The organism is Psychromarinibacter halotolerans (assembly GCF_029168315.1).
GTDB lineage: Bacteria > Pseudomonadota > Alphaproteobacteria > Rhodobacterales > Rhodobacteraceae > Psychromarinibacter > Psychromarinibacter halotolerans.
Genome location: NZ_JARGYD010000043.1, coordinates 1 through 548 on the forward strand (window position 1 = coordinate 1; position 548 = coordinate 548).

Annotated in this window: 1 protein-coding gene; it reads right to left on the reverse strand. The window is 61.5% G+C overall.

Going from position 1 to position 548, the window contains the following annotated elements:
* Positions 1 to 548, reverse strand: a 548-nt coding sequence (locus tag P1K30_RS24045; RefSeq protein ID WP_275635235.1) for a cadherin-like domain-containing protein, incomplete at both ends; no start/stop codon positions are given.

Here is a 548-nt window from a genome sequence, read left to right on the forward strand (position 1 = left end):
ACGTCAAAGTCATTGGCCAACAGGTCGATAACAACTGAGCCTCCGTCAAAGGTGTTGGCCACGTCGTCGACAGCCACAGGTGCGTCGTTGTCCGGCGTCACGGTGACGCTCACCGTCGCCGTATCCGTGCCGCCACGCCCGTCACTCAGCGTGTAGCTAAAGCTGTCAGAACCGTTGAAGTCCGCATCCGGCACGTAGCTGAGCGTACCGTCGGCATTTTGGACGATGGTGCCGTGACCTGCGGTTCCGACCGACGAAACGTAGACGGTGTCGCCATCCAGATCGATGTCGTTTGCCAGGACATCGACCACGACCGCCACATCTTCAGTGGTCGCGACGACATCGTCCTGCGCTACCGGGTCGGTATTCGGTGGCCCGTCGGCGAACAGGCCGGCGATCTGGTCATCGGTCAGTTCGGTGTCGAAGATGCGCCGGTCGGAGATGGTGCCGTCGAACGGAGCATCGAAGCCCGGCGCACCACTTTGACTGGCCCATCCGCGACCGCCCCACTGCATGTACTCGACGTTCTGCGTCCAATCCATGACAAG